Source organism: Actinorectispora metalli, from assembly GCF_056323685.1.
This window is the reverse complement of sequence record NZ_JBREYE010000001.1, coordinates 3,744,759-3,766,570: the sequence shown is the minus strand read 5'-3', so window position 1 is coordinate 3,766,570 and position 21,812 is coordinate 3,744,759. Positions and strand designations below refer to the sequence as shown.

Below are 21,812 nucleotides of genomic sequence, written 5' to 3'. Positions count from 1 at the left end.
GCGGGGCGGAAGTGTCGGGGGGCTGCGCTAGGGTCAAAACAAGGGATCCCCTTGCCGCGCGGGGTGATTCCTAGGGTTGTAGTTGCTTGCGGAAGCATCTACTTATCGGGTCGTGGAGGTAGTCGCCGAACGGGGCGATCGGGGTGTAGCCGGCCGAGGTGTAGAGGGCGAGGGCCTCGGGCTGCTGTTCGCCGGTTTCCAGGACCAGTTGGCGGTGGCCCGCCGCGGCGGCGGAGCGTTCGAGTTCGCCGAGGATTAGGCGGGCCAGGCCGCGGCCGCGTTCGGCGGATCGGACGTACATGCGCTTGAGCTCCGCGGTGCCTGCGATCGGCTCGGTGTCCGGTAGGGCGGGCAGGTTTTCGGTGTCCGGGGCTACGGTGCGCCAGCCGCCGCAGGCCACCGGGAGGTCGGCGCGGTAGGCAAGGACGAAGACACCCTGGGGTGGTTCGAACTCGCTGTCGTTGATCGGGTGCTGGAGGCCCTCCGGGCCATAGCGGCTGATCAGCTCCTCCGCCGCCTCCTTGAGCAGCAGCACCGCGTCGGGGTGGCGCAAGGACACGGTGCGCAGGGTGGTCAGCGGCTTGCCGTAGTAGCGGCTTTTCGGCTCGTGGCGGTAGTGCCCGAACGGCGTGATCGGGGTGTAGCCGGAACTCTCGTACAGGGCGATCGCCTCGGGCTGTTCGGTGCCGGTCTCCAGCACGATCCGCAGCTTGCCCGCGGCCGCCGCACGCTGTTCCAAGCCTGCCAGCACCGCGCGGGCCAGGCCGCGGCCGCGGGCGGCTGCGATCACGAACATGCGCTTGATCTCGACGTCGCCCGCGCGGAGGCCGACCTCGGGGTCGGGTTCCCGGACCCGCCAGCCGCCGCAGGCCACCGGGGCGCCGTCCAGGTAGGCGACCAGGAACAGCCCGCCGGGCGGGGTGAACTCCGCGGGATCGATGGGGGTGTCGTCGGTCTCGCCGTAGCGGACGACGTACTCCTGCTGGACCTGCGCGATCAACGCGACCGCGTCCGGGTGCTCGTATCCGACGACCTCGACCTGCACGCCGGGGAGCCTACGTTGCTGGCGCAAGCGATTTGGCGAAGCTGCGGGTGGCCCCCCAGTCGCGGGCGAAGCCGAAGCCGGGGATCGGTTCGTAGCCGCAGGCCGCGTACAGCGCCATCGCCTCGGGTTGCGGGATGCCGGTCTCCAGCACGGCGCGCAGGCCGCCCGCCTCGGCGGCGGTGCGTTCCAGTTCGGCGAGCAGGCGGCGGGACAGGCCTCGGCGGCGGGCCTCCGGGACCACGTACATCCGCTTGATCTCGACATCGCCGGGACGCAGGCCGAGCGCGGTGTCGGGTGCGAGGCGTCGCCAACCGCCGCAGGCGACGACCTGGTCACCGAGGCGTCCGAGCAGGAACAGGCCGTCCGGCGGGTCGAACTCGTCGGAGGCGACGGGTGTCTCATCGACGGTCCCGTACCGGGACAGGTACTCCCGCTGCAACCGCCCGACCAGCGTTATCGCGTCCGGGTGCTCGTAGCCGACGATCTCGAACCGCATCGCTTCCGAGCGTATGGGGCGCGGCAAGCGGTTTAACGCCAGTGCTGCCAGCCCGCGGGCTTGTCGTAGACGGCGCCGTCGACGGTGACGCCGGAGCCCTCGGTGACGGTGCCGATCACCTGCCAGTCCTGGGGCACCTCGCCGGGGAAGGTGGCGGCCAGGCCGTGGTCCTCGCCGCCGGTGAGCACCCAGTGCAGCGGGTCCGAGCCCAGTGCCTGCGCGACGTCGACCAGGCGGGGGTGCACGGGCAGGCGGTCGGCGCGGAGGTTGATGGCCACGCCCGAGGCTTCGGCGATGTGGCCGAGGTCGGCGAGCAGGCCGTCGGAGATGTCGACCATGGCGGTGGCGCCGCTGTCCGCGGCCTGCGGGCCCGCGGCATAGGGCGGTTCGGGGACGCGTTGGGCGCCGACGATCGCCACCGGGGAGCGGAAGCCGCGGCCGAGCACGGCCAGGCCCGCGGCCGCCCAGCCGAGCCTGCCGCAGACCGCCACCGTCTCCCCCGGCCTGGCGCCTGCGCGGGTCACGGGTCGGCGGCCCTGCAGGTCGCCGAGTGCGGTGATCGCGACGGTCAGCAGGTCGGAGGTGACCATGTCGCCGCCGACCACGCCGACGCCCTGGGCCTCGGCCTCCTCGCCGATGCCCCGCATGAGGTCCTCGGCCACCGAGACGGTGGTGGTCGCGGGGGCGCCGAGGCCGACCAGCACGGAGGTGGGCACGGCACCCATGGCGGCGATGTCGGCGAGGTTCACGGCGACCGCCTTGCGGCCCACCTGGAGGGGGGTCGACCAGTCCAGCCGGAAGTGCACGCCCTCGATGAGGAGGTCGGTGGTGGCGACCACTCTGCCGTCGCCCGCAGACACGACGGCGGCGTCGTCTCCGGGGCCGAGCAGGGTGGTCTCCGGCTGCACGCGCTTGTCCGTGACCAGCCGGATGAGGTTGAACTCACCCAGCTCAGCGATGGTGCGCGTGTCCTCCGGCGGTTCGGGCCGCACGGACGGTACCTCCTAACGTGAGTGGCTTTGCACTCATTGCCGTCTTGTAGCCCCGCGGTACGAGCTTTCCATGCCTCGCTGGGGTAGGTTGCTCTTCACGTTCCTACCCGGGGTAAGTCGTCGAGACGAAGGGGCGCGCCGTGGTTCACGCGTACATCCTCATCCAAACCGAGGTCGGCAAGGCAGCCGCCGTCGCCGCGGAGATCGCCACGCTGCCCGGTATAGCCACCGCCGAGGACGTCACGGGGCCCTATGACGTGATCGTCCGCGCGGAGGCCGACACCGTCGACGAACTCGGCCAGCTGGTGGTCGCCCGCATCCAGGGTGTCGATGGCATCACCCGCACGCTGACCTGTCCCGTCGTGCACCTGAACTGAGCGTGCGTCGAGTCCTTCTCGGGTTGGCGGTGCTGCTGCCGCTGCTGCTCGCCGCCGGTGTCGCGGTGATCGGCCTGCGCAGCCCCGACGAGCCGCCGCCCGCACCGTCGAACGGTCCGCTGGCGCTGCCCCCGGTGCCCGCTCCGTTCGCCGCGACCGCGCCCTGCGAGGCGCTGATGGGCGCGTTGCCGGCCGAGCTGAAGTCCGGCGATGACGTGCTGCGGCGGCGTGAGCTGGCCCAGCCCGCGCCGCCTGCCACCGCGGCCTGGGGCGAGCAGCAGCGGGTGATCTTGCGCTGCGGGCTGGAGCGGCCCGCCGAGCTGACCCCGACCGCGCAGCTCACCGTCGTTTCGGGTGTGCAGTGGCTGCCTCTGCAAGGGCCTGACGCGGTGACCTGGGTGGTGGTGGACCGCGCGGTGCACGTCGCGGTGACGCTGCCCGCTGGGGTGGGCACGGGTCCGGTGCAGGACCTTTCGGCGGTGGTCGCCGACATCCTGGCCAAGGAGCCGGTCAACACGGGCGGCTAGCCCTTCACCGCTCCCGCCATACCGGCCACCAGCCTGCGCTGCACCAGCACGAAGAACACCAGGACCGGGATCGTCATCAGCGTGGACCCGGCCATGATCGCGCCCCAGTCCTGCTCCTCCGGTTTGAAGAACACCAGCAGCGCCAGCGGCAGCGTGCGGTTGTCCACATCGGAGATGATGAACGTCTTGGCGAACAGGAAGTCGTTCCAGGCGTGGATGAACGACAGCACGCTCATCGCCACCAGCCCGGGTGCGACCAGCGGGAACAGCACCTGCCACACGAAACGCACGCGGCTGGCGCCGTCCAGGATGGCCGCCTCCTCCAACTCGGCGGGTACCGCGGCGACGAAGCCGCGCAGCATCCAGATCGCGAACGGCAGGCTGAACGCCAGGTGCACCAGCATCAGGGAGCCGAGGTGGTTCAGACCGAACGCGGGCGCGACCTCGCCGACGGTGCGCATCAGGAAGAACAGCGGGATGGTCAGCGCCTCGATCGGCACCATCTGCGAGACCAGCAGCATCACCAGCAGCACGGTGCGACCGCGGAAGGCGAAGCGGGTCAGCGCCACCGCGGCCAGGAACGACAGCAGCAGCGACACCAGCACCACGACCACGGCGACCAGCACGCTGTTGAGGAAGTAGAGCCCGAAGTTCTCCGCGGCGATCACCCTGCGGAAGCTGTCCAGCGTCGGCGCCAGCGTCCATGGCCGGGGGTGGATGATCTCGCCCTCGGGTTTGACCGCCGAGAGCACCATCCAGTACAGCGGGAACGCCACCACCGCCGCGATCAACACGGTGGCGGCCTCGGCGAGGAACCTGCCGCGTCTCATTCCGCCCTCCGCGCCACTCGCACATAGCCTGCTGTCGCGGCGAGCAACAGCACGGTCATCACCACGCCGATCGCGGCGCCGAGGCCGTAGCGGGAGCCCGCGAACGCCTCCTGGTAGGCGTAGACGTTGAAGACCAGGTTGCGGCCCGCCACACCGCCGCCGCCGGTCATCACGTAGATCTGGGTGAAGATCTTGAAGTTCCAGATGATCGACTGCACGGTGGCGATGATCAGCAGCGGGCGCAGCATGGGCAGGATGATGTCCACCGCGGTGCGCCAGCCGCCCGCGCCGTCGAGCGCGGCGGCCTCCACCACCTCCGAGGAGATCGAGGTGATGCCCGCGTACATGGTGAGCAGCACGAACGGGAACGAGCACCAGACGACCTCGGCGGCGACCAGCCCGAAGGCGACGTAGCGGTCGTAGGTCCAGCTGAAACCCGCGGCGCTGTCGAAGCCGACGCCGATCAGCACCTCGTTGACCAGTCCGAAGTCGGCGTCGAACAGGAACAGCCAGACGTAGGAGCCCGCCAGCGCCGGGGTGGCCCAGGCGCCGAGCGCGGCCAGGAACAGCAGCGTGCGGGCCCACGGCCGGACCTTGCTCGCCAGCACCGCCAGCGCCGTGCCGACGCTGAGCGTGCCCGCGACGCAGACCGCGGCGAAGCCGATCGTCTGGAGCAGCACCACCCAGAAGCGGGCGCTGTCGAACAGGTCGGCGTAGTTATCGAAGCCCAGGAACCGCGGTGGCGCGGCCCCGGCGGCCTGCGCTTGGCCGTAGTCGTAGAGCGAGATCAGCACCAACTGGTACAGCGGGTAGGCGAGCATGCCGAGCAGCAGCACGCCCGCGGGCGCCAGGTACCACAGCGCGGCAAGGCCGTCTCGCCGCGAGCGCCGTCGTGCTTGGGGGCGTGGTACCGGGGTCAGCGTCAGGTCCGCCGCCAAGTCAGTTCCCGAATGCCGCGTTCATGGCCGCCGCGGCCTGGTCGGTCGCCGCCTGCACGGGTTTGCCCTCGGCCGCGACCTGCTGCACCGCCGCGGGCAGCACGCCCTGGGCGTCGATGGTCGTCCACGCCGGGGTCGCCGGCACGAACTTGGTGCCTGCCTGGAGCGTGTCGATGAAGGGCTTGGCGAACGGCTGCTCGGCGGCGACCTTCTGCTGGAGGTCGGTGAAGGTGGGCAGGTTGCCCATCGCCTTCTGCAACTCCAGCTGGTACTTCTTGCCGCCCAACAGCTTCATGAACTCCGTCGCCAGCGTGCGGCGCTGGGTCTTGGCGAAAACGCCGAGCAGGTTGCCGCCCGCGAAGGCCGGGGCGATGGAGCCCGGGGTGGTGCCGGGCAGCGGCACCACCGCGTACTTGCCGCCCGCGGCGCCCGCCTCCACGGCCTTGCGGTTGAAGTCGCCGCCGATGGCCATGGCTGCCTTGCCGCCCGCGAAGGCCTGCACGCTCTGGCTGCCGGTCAGGTTCGCGCAGGCGGCGGGCGGGCAGCTGTTCTCGGAGATCAGCTCGGCGTACTTCGCCAGCCCGCGCTGCGCCTCCGGGCTGTTGATGGTCGCGGTCCATTTCCCGTCGCGCCGGGCGGCGATGTCCCCGCCGTGCGCCCAGATGAACGGCAGCAGCCCGTAGATGTACTTGCCGCCCACCGAGATCCCGTACAGATCGGGCTTGGCGGCCCTGATCCGGCGCGCGGTGTCCGCCAGTTGGTCCATGGTGGTCGGCGGCTGGAGGCCGAGTTCGGTGAAGACGTCGGTGCGGTAGTACAGGGCGCGGGTAGCGGTGAAGAACGGCAGCCCGTAGATCTTGCCGTCCACCTTCGCGGTGTCCAATGAGGATGGTGAGAGGTCCTTGCCGTCGGACCAGTCGCCGATGGTGCCGGTCAGGTCGGCGAAGCCGCCCGCGGCGACGTAGCCCGCGAGGTCGGTGTTGCCGAACTCGGCGACGTCGGGGGCGCTGGCCGGGTCGTTGAAGGCGCCGTTGAACTTGCCCGCCCTGCCCTCCACCGGGATGTACTCCACCGACACGGTGACGCCGGGGTGGGCGGCGGTGAACTCCTCCACCGCCTGCTTCACCACGGCTTCCTTGGGTGCGCGGGAGGCCTCGTCGAACAGCCAGACCTTGAGCTGACCGGTCTTCTCATCGCCAGCGGGACCGGACGGACCGGCCTGCGGCGGTGCGCAGCCCGCGACGAGCGCGGCCAGCAACGCGGTGGCGAACAGTCTGCGCATGAGACCCCCAAGATATTGCGTAGGGCGCAACGTGAGTTTCGCTCTTTGCAACCGATGGATCGTATGTCGGGTCTGGACCACTTACAAGACCAGGCTGAGGATCGCGGCGACGGCGAATCCGGCGACCGATAGCACCGTCTCCAGCACCGTCCAGGTCTTGATCGTGTCCGGCACCGAGATGCCGAAATACCGCGACACCAGCCAGAAACCGCCGTCGTTGACGTGCGAGGCGATGATTGACCCGGCGCAGATCGCGGCGACCACGACGGCGATCCGCGGCTGCGAGTAGTGCAGGGCCTCGATGGTGGGCGCCAGGATGCCGCTGGTGGTCACGATGGCCACCGTCGCCGAGCCCTGGGCGATGCGCAGCCCGCAGCTGATCAGGTAGGCGGCCAGCACCACGGGCAGTCCGGCGCCGCCCAGCGCGCCCGCCACGGCGTTGCCGATGCCGGTGGCGGTGAGCACCGCGCCGTAGAAGGCGCCCGCGCCGACCACCAGCAGGATCATCGCCACCGGGCGCAGCGAGACGGCGGCGATGTCGGCGACCTGCGTCCGCGTCATGCCGCGCCGGTAGCCGAGCAGCCAGAATCCGAGCAGCACCGCGATGGTCAGGGCGACCGCTGGGGTGCCGAAGAAGTTCGCCGCCGAGGCCGCAGGTCCCTTGGGCAGGGCGATGCTGCCGAAGGTGCCGAGCAGGATCAGCACCAGCGGGATCGCGATGATCGCCGCGACCAGCTTCAGGCTGGGTGCGCTGTCCTCTTCGGACGGCTCGGGTGCGGCCGTTCCGCCGGTCGGAGCGACTTTCGCCGCGGCCAGCATCTCCTCGGGCACCGCGACGTGGATGCGTCGGCCGACCCAGGGCGAGAACACCAGCGCGCCGACGGCCCAGGCGGGCAGCGAGCAGGCCAGCCCGATGAGGATCACCCAGCCTAGGTCGACGTGCAGCAGCCCGGCGGCGGCCACCGGCCCGGGGTGTGGTGGCAGGAAGGCGTGGGTGACCGAGAGGCCAGCCAGCAGCGGCAGGCAGTACAGCAGGATGGAGCGCCCGCCCTGTTTGGCGATCACGTACACCAGCGGCGCGAGCACGAAGATGCCGATGTCGAAGAAGACCGGGATGCCGAACACCAGCCCGGAGATGCCCATCGCCAACGGCGCCCGGCCTTCACCGACCGCCCTGAGCAGCGCACCGGTAAGCACCTGCGCGCCACCGGAGGCCTCCAGGATGGCGCCCAGCAGCGTGCCGAGCCCGATGATCGCGGCGATGTGCCCGAGGATGCCGCCGAAGCCGGTCTCCAGCAGCGAACCGGACGCCTTCTGCGCGGAGCCCACGATCTTCTCCACCGGCAGCCCGGCGGCCAGCGCGGTGAGCAGCCCGATCACCAGCAGCGCGATGAACGGTTCCATCTTGTACCGGATGATCAGCACCAGCAGCACCGCGATGCCGACTGCGGCCAGCGTCAGCAACCCCGCCGTGTCCTGCCGCAACCACTCCATCCCCCAGCCTCCCGTTTCCTAGGTCATGCCACGTCGCAGTGATCGGCCCGGGAGCGCGCCGGTGGGGCGGCCGTCGTCGATCACCGCGACGCCGTTGACGAACACGTGCGGGATGCCCTCGGCGGGGGTGCGCGGGTGGTCGAAGGTGGCGCGGTCGGCGATCGTGTCGGGGTCGAACAGCACCAGGTCGGCGGCGTAACCGGGTTTGAGCAGGCCGCGGTCGGTCAGCCGCAGGCGGCGCGCGGCGCGGCCGGTGAGGTGCGCGACGCACTCCTCCAGGCCGAGCACGCCGAGGTCACGGACGTAGTGGCCGAGGTAGCGCGGGAACGTGCCCCAGGCGCGCGGGTGCGGTCGCTGGCCGGTGAGCAGGCCGTCGCTGCCGCCGGTGTGCGCGGGGTGCCGCATGATCACGCGGACGTTGTCCTCGTGGCCGACGTGCATCAGGCACGAGGTGCCCAGGCGCTCGTCGACGAGCGTGTCGAAGTACAGCTTCGCGGGCGCGACTCCGGTGCGCCGGGCCGATGCGGCGACGCTGTGGCCGACCAAGGCGGCGTTCCCGGGGCGGCGGACGGCGTTGATCTCGATGCTGTCCCAGTCGACAGGCACGCCGTGGCAGCCGTCGGAGCCGCGTTCCTCCAGTTCGACCCTGATCCGCTCGCGTTCGTCCACATCGGACAGGCGCGCCAGGGTGGCGTCCACTCCGCCGTCCGCGGCCCAGCTGGGCAGCAGCGCGGACAGCGAGGTCGAGCCGGGCAGGTAGGGGTAGGTGTCCAGCGTGATGTCGCAGCCCTCGGCCAGCGCCGTGTCCAGCAGGTGCAGCAACTCGCCCGCGCGGCCCGCGTTGACGGGGAAGTTCATGGTGGCGTGCGCCAGGTGCAGCGCCGTGCCGGCGCGGCGCGCGACCTCGACCATTTCCGCGTAGGCCTCCAACGCGCCCGCGCCGTAGCTGCGGTGGTGCGGGCAGTAGTAGCCGCCGTGGGCGGCGACCACCTCGCACAGCGCGACGAGTTCGGCGGTGTCGGCGTACATCCCCGGCGTGTAGGTCAGCCCGGAGGACATGCCGACGGCGCCTTCGCGCAGGCTCGCGGCGAGGATCTCCCGCATTCGATCCAGCTCGTCCGTCCGGGGTGGACGGTCCTCGAAGCCGAGGACCAGCGCCCGCAGGGTGCCCTGCGGCACGAGGTAGGCGGCGTTGACGGCGATGCCGGTGTCCAGGCGGTCCAGGTACTCGCCGACGGTGCGCCAGTTCCAGTCGAAGCCGGGCGGGTCGCCGTTCCAGCCCGCGAGTTGGGTGCGCAACGCGGCCAGCGTGGCATCGTCGACGGGCGCGTAGGACAGGCCGTCCTGGCCGAGCACCTCGCTGGTCACGCCCTGGGAGACCTTGGCGAGGTGGTCGGGCTCGGCCAGCAGCGCCAGGTCGGAGTGCGAGTGCATGTCGATGAATCCCGGCGCGGCGACCAGCCCTTCGGCGTCGATGACGCGTCGACCGCTCAGGTTCTCACCGATGTCGACGCGGCCGTCGCCGATCGTGAGGTCGGCCCGGTAGGCGGGTCGGCCGGTGCCGTCGGCGATCCTCGCGCCGCGGATCAGGACGTCCATTGTGGACTCCTAGAAGTAGGTCCGGATGAGGTCCACCACGGTCTCCCCGCGCACCACGGGGATGAGCTGCCACTTGTCGAAGACCGTGCAGGGGTGCGACAGACCGAGGCCGATCCAGTCGCCGACCCGCACCTCGGAGTCCGCGGGCAGCTTCAGGAAGGCGTGCTGGTCGTTGAGTTTGGTGAGCCTGCACCCGGTCAGCGGCAGTGTTCGGCCGCCGGTGCGGATCAGCTGCGGTTCGGGCAGGCCGTTGTCGAAGGAGGCGTCCCGGCGGCCGAGTGTGAGCAGCGCGAGGTCGTTGGCGGGCCGGGAGGTCACCTCGGCCCAGGCGCGCAGGGCCGGACGAAGGGGTTGGGCGTCGGTGATGCGGGGCGCGGCGCCCAGCGGGGACAGGGTGCGGTAGAGGCCGTCGTCGTGGGTGAGGTAGCCGCCGCTGCGCAGCACCGGCATCACCTCGAGGTCGTCCGGCCAGTGCGCGGTCAACGCGTCGGCGACCTGGTCGAAGTAGCCGCTGCCGCCCGCGGTGACGATCACCCGGCCGGTGAGCAGGCCTTCGCGCGCCAGGTACACGGTGAGCTCGCGGAGAGCCCGCAAATACTCATCCACGCTGGCCAGCGCGGCCACCGAGACGTCGGAGGCGACCGCGCCCTCGTAGCCCGCGACGCCGACCAGCCGCAGCGCGGGACTGTCCGCGGCGGCTCCGGCGACGGCCCGCGCCGCCGCCCGGTCGCGGACGCCGGTGCGGCCGTCGGCGGCGCCAAGTTCGACCAGCACGTCCACCGGTCTGCGGGCCCCGCGCAGCGCCTCGGTCATAAGCTCGACGCCGCGCACGGAGTCGACCCAGCAGCAGAACTCGAAGTCCTCGTCGGCGTCGAGTTCGCCCGCCAGCCAGCGCAGTGCGGAGGGGTCGGTGAGCTGGTTGGCGAACACGACCCGGCGGACCCCGAACGCGCGGTAGACCCGCAGCTGGGCGGCGTTCGCCGCGGTGATCCCCCAGGCGCCCGCGGCGAGTTGGCGGGCGAACAGCTGCGGCGCCATCGTGGTCTTGCCGTGCGGGGCCAGCGCGATGCCGCGACGGTGACACCACTGCGCCATCGTGGTCAGGTTGTGTTGCAACGCGTCCTCGTCGATCACCACAAGCGGCGGGATGAAACCGCTGGTGAACAGGTTCAGCCCGGCCCTGGCGACCTCCTCGACGGTGCTGTCCCCGACCGCGGCGGGCATACCCTTGAACCGCCAGTCCACGCGTTCGGCCCGCAGTGCGGCCATCTGCTTGTCGTCCATCAGCCCCCGCTTTATTGCGCTGGACGCAACGGATATTGCGCTGTGCGCATTGGTGTGTAGCATCCGACCTGACGATGGTCAATGCTTCCCGGGAGGCGTCGTTGGGTTCGGCCGAACTACCGCTGCCCAGGGTGATCTGCCTCGGTGAAGCGCTCGCGCTGTTCGTGCCCGCCGAGGACGGCCCGGTGGAGCGCGCCGTGACCTGGCGCCGGACCGTGGGCGGCGCGGAGTCCAATGTGGCCAGACAACTGGCGCGCCGCGGCGTCCCGGTGACATGGGCGGGCGCGGTCGGCGACGACGCGTTCGGCCGGGCCGTGGTCGCGACGCTGCGCGAGTCCGGAGTGGACGTCTCCGCCGTGCCGGTCGACCCGGTGCGCCCGACAGGCCTGTACGTCAAGGAGCCGGGCCCCGAGGGCAGCGTGATGCGCTACTACCGCACCGGTTCGGCGGCCTCGGCGATGGGCCCCGACCTGCCGCTTCCGCTGGGCGGCGCGGCGCTGGTGCACCTGTCCGGGATCACCGCGGCACTGTCGGAAAGCTGCTTGGCGCTGCTGCGCAAGGTGTTCGCCGCCGAGGGCAGGCACCGGGTGAGCTTCGACGTGAACTGGCGGCCCGCGCTGTGGGCCGACCGGGACGCCGACGTGCTGCGCGAACTGGCCGCCTTGGCCGACCTGGTGTTCGTCGGCGCCGACGAGGCCACCGCGCTGTGGGGCGCCGGGGAACCCGCCGCGATCCGCGAGGTGCTGCCCGAACCCGCCGCGCTGGTGGTCAAGCAGGCAGCCGCGGGCGCCACCCTCATCGAACGCGTCGACGGTCGCGACCGGCGGTGCTTCCAACCCGCGCTGCGGGTCGAGGTTGTGGAGCCGATCGGCGCGGGCGACGCGTTCGCCGCGGGCTTCCTGTTCGGCACCCTCCGCGGAGCCGACGCCCGCGGCAGGCTGCGTTACGGCCACCTCCAGGCCGCGGGCACCCTGACCACCGCGGAGGACGTCGGCGACCCGCTGCCGCCCGAGGTGGTCGAGTCCCTGCTGTCCGCCGAGGACGAGGCGTGGGCGGCCACCACCGTGACCGCGCAGGGAGTCCGCCGATGATCCAGAGCCTGGACCGCGCGTTGATCCTGCTCTCGCAACTGGGCGAGGGCCCGCACACCCTGGACGAGTTGGCCGAGGTCGCGGGCGTGCACAAGTCGACCGTGCTGCGGCTGCTGCGCACCCTGGAGGCACACCGGTTCGTGCAGCGCGAGGGCAGGCGGTACCGCTTGGGCACGGCGCTGTTCGACCTGGCCAACCGCTCGCTGGAGGACCGCGACGTGCGACGGCTGGCCGAACCGGCGCTGCGTGAACTCAACGCCGCGACCGGCCACACCGTGCACCTGGCCAGCTACGAGGGCGGCGAGGTCGTCTACATCGACAAGTACGACAGCCACCACCCGATGCGGATGTACTCCAGGATCGGCCGCCGCGCGCCGCTGCACTGCACAGCGGTGGCGAAGGTGCTGCTCGCCGCGCTGCCCGCGGCCGAGCGGCGGCGGGTGGCGATGAGCCTGGAGTACTCCAAGCTCACGGCCAACACGATCGCGGGGCCGGAGGAGTACCTGTCCGAATTGGACGCCGTGACCGCCGCAGGCCACGCCGTGGACCGCGCGGAGCACGAGGACTTCATCCACTGCATCGCCGCGCCGATCCGCGGCAACCGCGGCGAGGTGCTGGCGGCGGTGTCGCTGTCGGTGCCGACCGTGCTGCTCGATATGGAGGGCCTGCTCGGCCTGCTGCCCACGCTGCGGGCAGCCGCCGACCAGGCGTCGGTCGCGTGTGGATTCGAGAAAGGAAACTGATGCCGAGGACCGCTGTTGTTCCCGAGGGCTGGCCCCTACCCCAGGTGCCCCTCACACCGGGCGTGCGCAAGGGCAACGTGTTGCAGGTGGCAGGCCAGATCGCCGTCGACCCGACCACCGGGTTACTGGTGGAGGGCGGCGTCGCCGAGCAGACCCGCCAGGTCATGCGCAACGTGCAGGCCGTGCTGGCCGCGGGCGGCGCGTCCCTGGACGACGTGGTGATGCTGCGCGTCTACCTCACCGACACGGCCCACTTCGACGAAATGAACACCGCCTACGCCGAGTTCCTGAACGACCCGCTGCCTGCCCGCACCACGGTCTACGTCGGGCTGCCCAAGGGCCTACTGGTGGAGATCGACGCGCTGGCAGTGCTGGACTGACCCGCACACATAGGCGGAGGGCCTGCCCGTGGCAGGCCCTCCTTGTATCCGGGGGAGTGGGCGCTCTGCGTTGAGCTACGGCTCAAATTCCGGGTCGGGTGGGTTCGGTACCACCATCTCCGCACTCCCACCAGCGACGATACGCCGCTGGCCCGCCGCTGCACCTACTGGTCCTCCGACCGAGGGAACCCCTGTTCAGGGGACGCTTCCCCTGGCGTGGACAGGCGGCTTGATGTCGCGGTCCGCCGAGCGGGTGTCGTCATCCACGACGTCGGGCCGGAAGAAGGTATCGCCGGCCGGCTCAGCGGAGCCAGCCCTTGTGTTTGATGTACCAGAGTGGGATCAACGCCGCGACGAAGGTCAGGATCGTGGTGGCGAGGAAGCCGTGTTTCCAGCTCAGCTCGTGCATGCCGGTGAAGTTCATGCCGTAGAAGGTGGCGATGAGCGTTGGGGGCAGGAACACCGCGGTGATGATGGTGAAGACCTTGACGATTTGGTTCTGCTTGATGTCCAGCGAGGCCATGATGGACTGCTGGAGGTAGCGGACCTTGTCGTGTTCGTAGCCGGCGTGTTCCTTCACTCCGTTGATGTCGGCGACCAGGATGTCGATCAGCGTGCCGAGTTGGGCGTGTTGGGGCGGGACCTCGGCGCGGAGGTGGCGGGCGGCGCGGGCCAGTAGGAGCTGGGATTCCTGGCAGCGGGAGACGATCTCCTCCGCCTCGTTCATCCTGGCGATGGTGTCCTGCATGTCGCCGACGCCGATCTCCTTGCCGCGCTCGTCGTAGCCGTTGGTGGCCAGGGCGATCTCGTCGTTCATCGTCTCCAGCGCGTCGCTGGCGTAGTCGATCACGCGTTCGGCGGCCTCGTTGAGGGCGTAGAGCAGGGAATACATCACGCCGTGCGGGGTCTCGGCGAGTTGCGGGGTGCGACGCATGCGGGCGATGGCCTTGTCGAACAACGCGAAGTGCGGTTCGGGTTGCAGGGTGATCAGCACGTCTTCGCCGAGGGCGAAGACCACGGCGACGCGGGTGATGGTGTCGCCGGTGCGCAGGTTGACCACCACCGGCAGGTAGACGAAGTCGTCGGTCTCCCAGACGCGGCCCGCCGCGGCGGCGAAGTCGACGCCGGTGATCCGGGCGATGTTGGCGACCTCCACGGCGTCGTCGGCGGCCACCTGAATCCAGCGGCGGCGCAGGTCGGCCGGGTCGAAGCGGCTGCCGCCCTCCCGCAGTCCCTGAAGGCTCATGGCGTTCCCTTTCAGTGGCCGGGGTTGAACGGGGAAATGGAGGAGCTGGTGTTTTCCTTCGCGGGAGGTTCGGGTGCCGAATAGTGCACGACCAGCAGCGTCACGCAGATGAACAAATACAGACCGATGGTGAACAGGATTGCCTGGCGTTCCAGGTTCGGACGCCGCATTTTTCCCTGGGCCATGTCGTCGAAACCCCCTTTTTGTGTGTCACTCAGGCGGAAAGCAGCCTGTTGAGGTCGCGGATAACCGCACCGCCCGTTGGCAGATGTGCGCCGGAAAGGCGGATCGACTTCCTTCGCTGCTCGGGCAAAGCGATCACCAACGGCCTCCAGGTGCAGGTCAGGCGGCCTGCGGAGTCCTTGGACCAGTGTGCGCGCAGCACGGAACGGACGGTCATGTCGCTACTCCCCTTGTACGGGGGTGCGCGAACACAAACCAGGACATTTACCGCATTGAAGACACAGCTGCTCAGCCGTGAAAACGGGTGTCAGAGCACTTCGGGGACGGCGAGCGTGCTATGTCCAGAAATGTCGGTACTATCGCCCGGCATGTGCCGCTCACCTCGCTTTCCCAATGTCTGCGGTCAAACCTTGGGGAGCGTACTCCACGCCGGAAAACAACGCAGCCCGACCGTGAGCGGCTTCACCGGCTCTTAGCGCAGGCCGGTGCCGCGGGCGATGGCGGTGTCGATCAGCGCGCTGATCAGGTTCGTGTAGTCGATGCCGGTGGCGGCCCACATCGCCGGGTACATCGAGATCGGCGTGAAGCCCGGCATCGTGTTGACCTCGTTGATCAGCAGTTCGTTCTCGGCGGTGAGGAAGAAGTCCACCCTGGCCAGGCCCTGGCAGTCCAGTGCCTGGAAGGCGCGGACGGCCAGTTCGCGGACGCGTTCGATGATGTCGGCGTCCAGCTTGGCGGGGATGTCGAACTCGCAGACGTCGTCAAGGTACTTGGCATCGAAGTCGTACCAGTCGAAGTCCTCGGCGGTGCCGCGCAGTTCGGCGGGCAGCGAGGCCTCGACGCGGCCGTCGGAGAACTCCAGCACGCCGCATTCGACCTCGCGGCCCACGACCGCGGCCTCCACCAGCACCTTCGGGTCGATGCGGCGGGCCTCGGCGATCGCGGCGTCCAGGTCGTCCCAGGAGGTGACCTTCGTGATGCCGGTGGACGAGCCCGCGCGGGAGGGCTTGACGAACACCGGAAGGCCGAGGCGGTCGCGTTCCTCGGGCGTCAGCGTTGGCCGATCGCGGCGCAGCACAACGTGATCGCAGCCGGGCAGGCCCGCCACGGTGAGCAGCTTCTTGGTGAACTCCTTGTCCATGGCCACGGCACTGGCCAGCACACCCGCACCGACGTAGGGGATGCCTGCCATCTCCAGCAGGCCCTGGATGGTGCCGTCCTCGCCGTACGCGCCGTGCAGCACCGGGAAAACGACGTCCACACTGGACAGAACCTGGCCCTCGCGGCCCGGCTCCAGCAGCACGATGCCGCCGCGGGTGGGGTCGCCGGGCAGCGCCAGCGCGGTGCTCTCCGCCTTCACGGCGGGCAGCGCGCGGCCGCGGGTTTCCAGCGCGGCCGGGTCACTGGCGCCCAGCACCCAGGCGCCTTCGGGGGTGATGCCGACGGGAACGACCTCGAAGCGGGAGGTGTCGATGTGGGTCAGCAGGCTGCGCGCGGACACGCAGGACACGCCGTGCTCGGTGCTGCGACCCCCGAAGACAACCGCCACTTTGATCTTGTTCCCGTCCGTCATGGCCGCGACCATACCCCGGCGCCGCATACCCCCCGCCCAGCACCCGTTAGTGCTCAGAGCGCCTTGCCACTCACGGGTTCTGACCAGCCAGGATGGCGAGCAGCACGGGCACAGCGGCCTCGAGTTGGTCACGGGTGCAGGCGCTGTAGCTGAGGGCGATGCCGAACCAGCGGGGCTCACCGAGGTGGTGGCGGGCCAGGCCGTCGAGGCGGAGTCCGTGCTGGTAGCCGAGTTTGATGGCCTGCTGCTCGGCGCGGGCGGTGGGCAGCGGCACCACGAAGTGGGCGCCTGCCTCGTCGCCGCGGACGGGGATGCCCGCCGCGCCGAACGCCTCGACCAGCATGGCGCGGCGTTCGGCCAGTTCGCGGCGGAGTCTGCGCAGGTGGCGGCCGAGGTCGCCGTGTCGGGCCAGTTCGATGAGCACCCGCTGGCCTGCCTCGGCGGGACGGGTGCCGGTGCGGTCCCGGTAGGTCAGCACCGCCTTGGCCACGGCGGGGGGCGCGACCATCCAGCCGACGCCGAGGGTAGGGGTGAGGATCTTGCTGGTGGTGCCGAGGTGCACCACGACGTCGGGGGCCAGCGAGGCCAGCAGCGGCAGCGGGGCCACGTCGTAGCGGAGTTCGCCGTCGTAGTCGTCCTCGATGATCAGCCTGCCCTCGGCGCGGGCGCGCCGCACCAGTTCGACGCGCCGGGCCGCGGACAGGCGGGCGCCCAGCGGGTACTGGTGGGCGGGCGAGCAGTAGACGGCCCGCACGCCCGGCGGGACGGCCTCCGGCACCAGGCCGTCGGTGTCCACCCTGGCCGGTACGACGCGGATGCCCGCCGCCTCCAGCGCACCGGTGGCGCGCTGGTAGCCGGGTTCTTCCACCGCCACCGCGTCGCCGGGGCGCAGCACCGCCAACGCGAGTTCGGTGAGGGCGGCGGTGGTACCCGCGGTGGGCAGCACGGACTCCGCGCCGCCCGATACGGCGCCACGGTGCCGCAGCAGGTAGTCGGCGACGACCTGGCGGTACTCGGGCAGGCCTGCCCGCTGCGGGCGGTTGCGCGGTGGCACCTCCGCGGCGGCGCGCCAGGCCCGCCGCCAAGCGGCTTGGTCCAGCCCGCCGATCCAAGGCGAGCCGGGCGTGAGGTCGACCTGGGCAGGCTCGGGAGCCTCGGTGAGGTCCTGTTTGGACGGTGACGGCTCGGCGCCGGGCGGGGTGGTGGTGACGTAGGTGCCGGAGCCGTGGCGGCCCGCGATCCAGCCCTCGGCGTGGAGCTGGTCGTAGGCCGCGGCGGTGACCGCCCGGCTGACCTTCAGGTGCTTGGCCAGCGCGCGGGTCGAGGGCAGTCGGTCGCCGCGGCGAAGCTGGCCGCCCGCGGCGGCGGAGCGCAGCGCGTCGGCCAGTTGCACCGCCAGGGGTGCTGTGCCGCGCTCCAACACGACCGCGACCTCGCTGGGCAGCGCGGGCTCGGAATGCCGTACCAAGTGGCCTTCTCGTTTACACGTGAAATGGACCTTCCGACGAGCCACTCTACCGCGTGAGGATGGTGACCAGCAGGTTTTTAATTCGGTTGGGGCCGAACTCACTGGGGCTTAGGTTTCGCGCATGAATGCATCGGGTGTGGATCGCAAGGCGCTGCTCGCCGTCGGCGTCACGGTACTGCTGTGGGCGTCGGCCTTTGTCGCGATCCGCCACGCGGGTCAGGACTTCAGCCCGGGCGCCGTCGCCTTGGGCCGCATGCTGTCGGGCTCGCTCGTACTCGGCCTGATCTGCCTGATCCGGCGCGAGGGGCTGCCGCCACGCGCGGCCTGGCCGGGCATCCTCGGCTCCGGCGTGCTCTGGTTCGGCCTCTACATGATCGTGCTGAACTGGGGCGAGGAACTGGTCGACGCGGGCACCGCCGCGATGGTGGTCAACATCGGTCCGGTGCTCATCGCGCTGCTCGCGGGTTGGCTGCTGCGGGAGGGCTTCCCGCCGCGGCTGATGGCGGGTATCGGCGTGTCCTTCGCGGGCGCCGTCGTGGTGGGACTGTCCACATCGAACGGCGGCGGCGCCTCGGTGCTGGGCGTGCTGCTGTGTGTCGCGGCGGCGGCGGGGTGGGCGGGCGGCGCGGTCGCGCAGAAGACCGCCCTGCGGCACGCCTCGGCGTTGCAGGTCACCACGTGGGGCTGCGTGGTCGGCACGATCACCTGTCTGCCCTTCGCCGGGCAGCTCGTCGATCAGGTGGCACTAGCTCCGACCAGTGCCACCCTCAACGTCCTCTATCTGGGGGTCTTCCCCACCGCACTGGCCTTCACCACCTGGGCCTACGCCCTGTCCAGGATGACCGTCGGCAAGCTCGGCGCCACCACCTACATCGTCCCGGCGCTGGTGCTGGTGATGTCGTGGATCGTCCTGGACGAGGTGCCCGCCTGGCTGACGCTGGCGGGCGGCCTGCTCTGTCTCGCCGGTGTCGCCGTGTCCCGAACCCGACCGGCACCGCGCACGCAACCGATCACCGTGGGAGAACCGCAATGAACCAGCACGACCGTGCCGTGGCGTTCCGCGACCTGCACAAGGCCGCGTTCGTCATCCCCAACCCCTGGGACGCGGGCAGCGCGCGGGTCCTGGCCGCCTTCGGCTTCCCCGCACTGGCCACCACCAGCGCGGGCATGGCCTGGACCGTCGGCGTCCGGGACGGCAAGGCGGGCCGCGAGCAGGCGCTGCGTAACGCCGCGTCCATCGCGGCCGCGACCGAACTGCCCGTCGTGGGGGACCTGGAGAACGGTTACGCCGACGCGCCCGAAGCCGTCGCCGAAACGATCCGGCTGGCCGCCGAGACCGGACTGGTCGGCGGTTCAATCGAGGACTCCACGGGCAATCCCGATGAGCCCATCTACCCCTTCGAGTTCGCGGTGGAGCGCGTCACCGCCGCCGTCGAGGCCGCCAAGGCGCTGCCGTTTCCGTTCACGCTGACCGCCCGCGCGGAGAACTTCCTGCACGGCCGCCAGGACCTGGCCGACACCATCCGCAGGCTCCAGGCCTTCGAGGCCGCGGGCGCCGACGTGGTCTTCGCCCCGGGCCTGCCCGATCTGACGGCCGTCCGCGAGATCTGTTCCTCGGTGGGCGTCCCCGTGAACGTGTTGGCGGGTCTCCGCCAGTCGGTGACGGACCTCGCGGAGGCGGGCGCGACCCGGATCAGCCTCGGCGGCACCCTGCACCGCGTGGCGTTCGGCGCGCTGGCCGCGGCGGCCGAGGAGATGAGGGACAAGGGCACCTTCACCTTCGCCGCGGGCGCCCCGGACTATCCGCAGGTGAGCAGGTGGATGGCGTGACCAGACCCGCCCTGTCCCCCACCGAGCGCAGCACCGTCAGGCGCGGCAAGAACCGCGCCGCCACCGACCGGTCCACATTGGACGCCCTGTTGGACGAGGCGCTGATCTGCCATCTCTCGGTGGTGGTCGACGGCAGTCCGCTGGTGATACCGACCGGGTTCGGCCGCGACGGCGACACCCTGTACCTGCACGGCTCCACCGGCGCCCGCACCATGCGCGCGGGTGCCCAGACGCCGGTGTGCGTCGCGGTGACGCTGCTGGACGGCGTGGTCTACGCCCGCTCGGTGTTCCACCACTCGGTCAACTACCGCTCCGCCGTCATCCACGGCCAAGCCCGCCCGGTGCTGGCGGAAGAGGAGAAGCTGCACGGCCTCAAGGTGATCACCGAGCACCTCGCGCCCGGCTCCTGGGGCCACGCCCGGCTGCCCACGCCCAAGGAAGCGGCCGCCACCGCCGTGCTCGCCCTGGACCTGCACGAGGCCTCGGTCAAGGTTCGTGCCGGTGGCCCCGGTGACGACGAGGAGGACGTCGCAGGCGACATCGCCTGGGCCGGGGTGCTTCCCCTCCGCCGCGTGTGGGGCAAGCCCGAGCCCTGTGCGCTGCTGCCCGCGGATCGGGCCGTGCCCGAGCACGTCGTGGAGCGGGCCGCGAGCTAGGTGCGGTGCAGGCCCGTCAGCGGGTCGAAGCGGTAGGTGCTCATCTCGGCGCGGACCGGGCGGTAGACGTGGATGCTGACCGCGGGGTCGGCGCTTTCGTTGCTGATCCGGTGGATGTAGCCGGGACCGAAGACCCGGGACTGGCCCACCTCGAGGGGGCGCAGCACCTCGATGTCGTGGCCCGCGGTCCCACCTGCGCGTACGACGCGTTCGGTGAGGGAGCCGGAGACGATGGTGAACGCACCGGCGGCGGCACCGTGGTCGTGGAGTTCGGTGTGCTGGCCGGGCAGCCAGCTCAGCAGCCACACCTCGTAGTCGTCGGTGCTCTCCAGCAGGCCGAACCAGCGCTGGTCGGGGTCGTAGCGAAGCTGGTGGCGCCAGCGGGCGCGGTCGGCGGCGAAACGCATCGCGATGCGGACCGGGTGGGCGGGGACGGCCGCTTCGGGGGCCGCGACCGTATTGGGCGGAACGGCGAACATCGGGAGTCCTCGGTGAACGTGGTGGTGGGCCCGTGGACGACGGGCTCGGGCGGGTCAGATCACCACTGAGGACACAGCGCGCTGGCGACACGGCGGAGGTCGATGTGACCCCGCCTGTCGATCATGGCGCGCAGCAGCATGCCGCATATCGCAGCACCTCGGCCGCCCGCAGTCAAGCCATGAGCGACCAAGGGGAGCTACTTCACCCCGTCCAGTGCATTCGTCAGGTCCGCGACCAGATCGTCGGGGTCCTCGCAGCCGCAGGACACCCGCACCAGGCCCTCGGGGACCGGGTCGCCCCACTGGGCGCGGCGGTCGGCGGTGCTGTGCAGGCCGCCGAAGCTGGTGGCGGCGGTGAGCAGCGTCGATCCGGCGATGAACGCCTCGGCCGCGCCTCTGTCGGCGAGCACGATGGTGAACACGCCGGGGAAGCGACGCAGCTGCCGGGCGGCCAGCGGGTAGGCGGGGTCCTCCGGTCGGCCGGGCCACCGCAGGGTCCGCACCGCGGGGTGGTCGGCGATGGCCGCGGTGACGGCGGCGGCGTTGGTCTCCTGGCGGCGCAGGCGCAGGTCCAGGGTGCCCAGGCTGCGATGGGCCAGCCAGGTCTCGAACGGTCCCGCGACCGCTCCGGAGAGGGTGCGCAGCCTGACCAGCCGCGCCGCGAGTTCGGGGTCGCGGGTGGAGACGTGCCCCATGAGCAGGTCGGTGTGGCCGCACAACGCTTTGGCGTCGCTGGATACCACCAGGTCTGCGCCCAGGTCTAGGGGACGCTGGCCGAGCGGGGTCGCGGTGGTGTTGTCGACCGCCACCAGCGCGCCCGCCGCGTGGGCGCGCGCTGCCAAGGCCTCGATGTCGCAGACGTCCTGCCACGGATTGGCGGGCGTCTCCAGCAGCACCAGGCGGACGCCGGTGAAGTCCGGCCACGGTCCGGGGGTGGGCACCGCCATGATGTCCAGTCCGGGGTGGACCTCCTCCACCAGGCTGCGGGTGGTGAAGTAGCCGTCGGAGGGGATCACGATCCGGTCGCCGGGTTCGACCACCGCCCGGAACAGGGCGTCGATGGCGGCCATGCCGGAGGGGAACAGCGTGCAGAGGCTGCCCTCCAGCTCCCCGATCGCCGACTCCAGTGCCCGCCAGGTGGGGTTGCCGTCGCGGGCGTAGCCATCCTCGCCGCCCAGCCGGTACGCCGAGGCGAACACCGGGCCCGGCAGAAACGGCCCGCCTCGAGCCGAGGTGGGCTGGCCCGCGTGCACAACCTTGGTGCCGTCGCCGAGATCGCTCATGCCGTCAACGGTAGAG

Annotated in this window: 23 protein-coding genes and 2 pseudogenes; 8 read left to right on the top strand and 17 right to left on the bottom strand. The window is 70.9% G+C overall.

Features of this window, described 5'->3' with window-relative positions:
• Positions 1–70: 70 nt before the first annotated feature.
• The 4 genes and pseudogenes from ACU6XJ_RS17675 to ACU6XJ_RS17660 all read right to left on the bottom strand — a co-directional run.
• A pseudogene (locus tag ACU6XJ_RS17675) lies at positions 71–475 on the bottom strand (GNAT family N-acetyltransferase); the annotation flags it as partial.
• 99 nt (positions 476–574) lie between these two features.
• Positions 575–1,045, bottom strand: a pseudogene (locus tag ACU6XJ_RS17670) (GNAT family N-acetyltransferase); the annotation flags it as partial.
• Positions 1,046–1,055: 10 nt separating this feature from the next.
• Positions 1,056–1,541: a GNAT family N-acetyltransferase gene (locus tag ACU6XJ_RS17665; RefSeq protein WP_476312566.1), complete on the bottom strand. Its 486-nt coding sequence runs from the start codon at positions 1,539–1,541 to the stop codon at positions 1,056–1,058.
• 32 nt (positions 1,542–1,573) lie between these two features.
• Entirely contained in the window at positions 1,574–2,533 is a 960-nt protein-coding gene (locus ACU6XJ_RS17660) for a thiamine-phosphate kinase (protein WP_476312564.1), read from the bottom strand.
• A 140-nt stretch (positions 2,534–2,673) separates the two neighbouring features.
• On the opposite strand from ACU6XJ_RS17660, the gene ACU6XJ_RS17655 reads away from it, so the two are divergent.
• Together ACU6XJ_RS17655 and ACU6XJ_RS17650 are read left to right on the top strand one after the other, a co-directional pair.
• Positions 2,674–2,910, top strand: coding sequence for an Lrp/AsnC ligand binding domain-containing protein (locus ACU6XJ_RS17655; RefSeq protein WP_476312562.1), 237 nt, complete (start codon positions 2,674–2,676; stop codon positions 2,908–2,910).
• A gap of 2 nt (positions 2,911–2,912) precedes the next feature.
• Positions 2,913–3,437 (top strand): DUF3515 domain-containing protein, encoded by a 525-nt coding sequence (locus tag ACU6XJ_RS17650; protein ID WP_476312561.1) that lies wholly within the window; start codon positions 2,913–2,915, stop codon positions 3,435–3,437.
• Here the strand turns inward: ACU6XJ_RS17650 and ACU6XJ_RS17645 are convergent.
• From ACU6XJ_RS17645 to ACU6XJ_RS17620, 6 genes are all read right to left on the bottom strand, one after another.
• Positions 3,434–4,267, bottom strand: a complete 834-nt coding sequence (locus ACU6XJ_RS17645) for a carbohydrate ABC transporter permease (RefSeq protein WP_476312558.1) — start codon at positions 4,265–4,267, stop codon at positions 3,434–3,436. The two genes, ACU6XJ_RS17650 and ACU6XJ_RS17645, sit on opposite strands and share 4 nt — an antisense overlap.
• A complete protein-coding gene (locus ACU6XJ_RS17640) occupies positions 4,264–5,205 on the bottom strand; it encodes a carbohydrate ABC transporter permease (protein ID WP_476312556.1) in 942 nt (313 codons plus the stop codon). Before ACU6XJ_RS17640 ends, ACU6XJ_RS17645 begins: the two co-directional genes overlap by 4 nt.
• Position 5,206: 1 nt before the next feature.
• Positions 5,207–6,487 (bottom strand): extracellular solute-binding protein, encoded by a 1,281-nt coding sequence (locus ACU6XJ_RS17635; protein ID WP_476312553.1) that lies wholly within the window; start codon positions 6,485–6,487, stop codon positions 5,207–5,209.
• Positions 6,488–6,568: 81 nt separating this feature from the next.
• The gene (locus ACU6XJ_RS17630; RefSeq protein ID WP_476312550.1) at positions 6,569–7,981 is read right to left on the bottom strand and encodes a GntP family permease; all 1,413 of its coding nucleotides are present in this window, start codon (positions 7,979–7,981) and stop codon (positions 6,569–6,571) included.
• 18 nt (positions 7,982–7,999) lie between these two features.
• On the bottom strand, positions 8,000–9,580 hold the full coding sequence (locus ACU6XJ_RS17625; RefSeq protein ID WP_476312548.1) for an N-acyl-D-amino-acid deacylase family protein: 1,581 nt from the start codon (positions 9,578–9,580) through the stop codon (positions 8,000–8,002).
• A 9-nt stretch (positions 9,581–9,589) separates the two neighbouring features.
• A complete protein-coding gene (locus ACU6XJ_RS17620) occupies positions 9,590–10,864 on the bottom strand; it encodes an amino acid deaminase (protein ID WP_476312546.1) in 1,275 nt (424 codons plus the stop codon).
• Between the two features lie 101 nt (positions 10,865–10,965).
• Here ACU6XJ_RS17620 and ACU6XJ_RS17615 point away from each other — a divergent pair, with 101 nt between their 5' ends.
• The 3 genes from ACU6XJ_RS17615 to ACU6XJ_RS17605 are packed head-to-tail and all read left to right on the top strand — an operon-like array spanning position 10,966 to position 13,078.
• Entirely contained in the window at positions 10,966–11,955 is a 990-nt protein-coding gene (locus ACU6XJ_RS17615) for a sugar kinase (RefSeq protein ID WP_476312544.1), read from the top strand.
• On the top strand, positions 11,952–12,698 hold the full coding sequence (locus ACU6XJ_RS17610; protein ID WP_476312541.1) for an IclR family transcriptional regulator: 747 nt from the start codon (positions 11,952–11,954) through the stop codon (positions 12,696–12,698). The genes ACU6XJ_RS17615 and ACU6XJ_RS17610 overlap by 4 nt, the downstream gene beginning before the upstream one ends.
• Positions 12,698–13,078: a RidA family protein gene (locus tag ACU6XJ_RS17605; protein ID WP_476312539.1), complete on the top strand. Its 381-nt coding sequence runs from the start codon at positions 12,698–12,700 to the stop codon at positions 13,076–13,078. Before ACU6XJ_RS17610 ends, ACU6XJ_RS17605 begins: the two co-directional genes overlap by 1 nt.
• A gap of 301 nt (positions 13,079–13,379) precedes the next feature.
• Here ACU6XJ_RS17605 and ACU6XJ_RS17600 read toward each other — a convergent pair whose 3' ends face one another.
• The 5 genes from ACU6XJ_RS17600 to pdxR form a co-directional block, all read right to left on the bottom strand.
• Complete coding sequence (locus tag ACU6XJ_RS17600) at positions 13,380–14,324, bottom strand: magnesium transporter CorA family protein (protein WP_476312537.1); 945 nt, start codon at positions 14,322–14,324, stop codon at positions 13,380–13,382.
• 11 nt (positions 14,325–14,335) lie between these two features.
• Positions 14,336–14,509 carry a hypothetical protein gene (locus tag ACU6XJ_RS17595; RefSeq protein ID WP_476312535.1) on the bottom strand — a complete coding sequence of 58 codons (174 nt, stop codon included), beginning with the start codon at positions 14,507–14,509 and terminating at the stop codon, positions 14,336–14,338.
• Between the two features lie 29 nt (positions 14,510–14,538).
• Positions 14,539–14,724 carry a hypothetical protein gene (locus ACU6XJ_RS17590; RefSeq protein ID WP_476312533.1) on the bottom strand — a complete coding sequence of 62 codons (186 nt, stop codon included), beginning with the start codon at positions 14,722–14,724 and terminating at the stop codon, positions 14,539–14,541.
• Positions 14,725–14,979: 255 nt separating this feature from the next.
• Positions 14,980–16,080: a D-alanine--D-alanine ligase family protein gene (locus ACU6XJ_RS17585; RefSeq protein ID WP_476312530.1), complete on the bottom strand. Its 1,101-nt coding sequence runs from the start codon at positions 16,078–16,080 to the stop codon at positions 14,980–14,982.
• Positions 16,081–16,150: 70 nt separating this feature from the next.
• Complete coding sequence (gene pdxR / locus ACU6XJ_RS17580) at positions 16,151–17,548, bottom strand: MocR-like pyridoxine biosynthesis transcription factor PdxR (RefSeq protein ID WP_476312528.1); 1,398 nt, start codon at positions 17,546–17,548, stop codon at positions 16,151–16,153.
• 121 nt (positions 17,549–17,669) lie between these two features.
• Between pdxR and ACU6XJ_RS17575 the strand changes: the two genes are divergently transcribed.
• The 3 genes from ACU6XJ_RS17575 to ACU6XJ_RS17565 are packed head-to-tail and all read left to right on the top strand — an operon-like array spanning position 17,670 to position 20,034.
• On the top strand, positions 17,670–18,581 hold the full coding sequence (locus tag ACU6XJ_RS17575) for a DMT family transporter (protein WP_476312525.1): 912 nt from the start codon (positions 17,670–17,672) through the stop codon (positions 18,579–18,581).
• On the top strand, positions 18,578–19,378 hold the full coding sequence (locus tag ACU6XJ_RS17570; RefSeq protein WP_476312523.1) for an isocitrate lyase/PEP mutase family protein: 801 nt from the start codon (positions 18,578–18,580) through the stop codon (positions 19,376–19,378). Before ACU6XJ_RS17575 ends, ACU6XJ_RS17570 begins: the two co-directional genes overlap by 4 nt.
• Complete coding sequence (locus ACU6XJ_RS17565) at positions 19,375–20,034, top strand: pyridoxamine 5'-phosphate oxidase family protein (protein WP_476312521.1); 660 nt, start codon at positions 19,375–19,377, stop codon at positions 20,032–20,034. The genes ACU6XJ_RS17570 and ACU6XJ_RS17565 overlap by 4 nt, the downstream gene beginning before the upstream one ends.
• Here the strand turns inward: ACU6XJ_RS17565 and ACU6XJ_RS17560 are convergent.
• Complete coding sequence (locus tag ACU6XJ_RS17560) at positions 20,031–20,513, bottom strand: cysteine dioxygenase (RefSeq protein ID WP_476312520.1); 483 nt, start codon at positions 20,511–20,513, stop codon at positions 20,031–20,033. The two genes, ACU6XJ_RS17565 and ACU6XJ_RS17560, sit on opposite strands and share 4 nt — an antisense overlap.
• 197 nt (positions 20,514–20,710) lie before the next feature.
• On the bottom strand, positions 20,711–21,796 hold the full coding sequence (locus ACU6XJ_RS17555) for a cystathionine gamma-lyase (protein WP_476312517.1): 1,086 nt from the start codon (positions 21,794–21,796) through the stop codon (positions 20,711–20,713).
• Positions 21,797–21,812 lie beyond the last annotated feature (16 nt).